Origin of the sequence: Infirmifilum sp. (assembly GCF_049970975.1) — an archaeon.
GTDB classification, from domain to species: domain Archaea; phylum Thermoproteota; class Thermoprotei; order Thermofilales; family Thermofilaceae; genus Thermofilum; species Thermofilum uzonense.
In genome coordinates, this window is record NZ_JBMFLX010000220.1 from 1 (window position 1) to 1,030 (window position 1,030).

General features: G+C 51.3%; 1 protein-coding gene. It reads right to left on the bottom strand.

The features are described 5' to 3' along the window. Positions 1–45: 45 nt before the first annotated feature. Complete coding sequence (locus ACP5KC_RS10710; protein ID WP_428287591.1) at positions 46–897, bottom strand: methyltransferase domain-containing protein; 852 nt, start codon at positions 895–897, stop codon at positions 46–48. Positions 898–1,030 lie beyond the last annotated feature (133 nt).

A 1,030-nucleotide genomic window follows, 5' to 3' on the forward strand; every position in this document is an offset into this window, starting at 1 on the left:
AACGCTAAGGGCTTCATCCCGCTAGGTTGTAGAGTCTCCTCGCCCTCAGGACGCACCCACGTTGGTAACTCTGTATGCTACCACTCTCTCTATGGGTGTCGTCTCGGGCTCTCCGACTTTTTCTGCTACTATGACGATTAACTGTCTTAGTGATGGTACTAGCTTTACGAGGGGGTATGCTAGTAGTCTTGCCGCGTTCGTTTTGGTCGGGTTGGCAAGCGCGTGTTTAGCCAAGTTCAGGTAGCTGGGAGGCGCCAGGTGTCGCCTGGGTTCCCTGACGTCGACGTACGTTAGATCGTTTATTGTTGAGTAGTAGCTTTTAATTATCTCGAAGCCGTTTGCGGCGAGTAGTTCCTCCACCTCTTTCTTCGTATACTCGTGTACGTGGACCCTGTACTGTGGTTGCACACCCAGTAGTAGCCTTAGTCTCCTGAATAGGGATGCTATATTTGGCGTCGTGAGGACGAGCTTAGAGTTCAAGGCCATAGCCTTATTTATTTTCCTCACGATCTCCGGGGCGTAGTATGGGTTCAGGTGCTCGATGACCTCGGTGAATATCGCGCAACCCGCGCCTAGCCGGGGTATAGGGTCTCTTTCAAGGCCGACTTTAACAACTTTGATTCCACACACCTCAGCTATATCCATGTACTTCTCCGGTTCAATATCGGCAGCCACGACATCGTAGCCGAGCCTCTTCAACGCGCAGCTGGTAATAAATGGCGCGGCACCTATATCGGCTATCACTGAACCTCTACTACAGTACCTAAGTGCCAAATCCAAGACCTCGACTCTTCTCCAGAACTCCAGGTAGTACGAGCCACTGACCTTACCACCTCTATCTGCGAATACCCACTCTAAGCTGAGTAGAGCCTCAACGGCCTCGTCCGCGAATCTCATGGTATAACTCCAGGTACTCCCTGGCTACTCTCACGTGATCGAATCTCTCAGCGTACTCTCTAGCTTTAACGCACATCTCACGAAACAGGTCTTTATTCGATATCATCCCCGCTATCGCTCTAGCGTAGTCCAC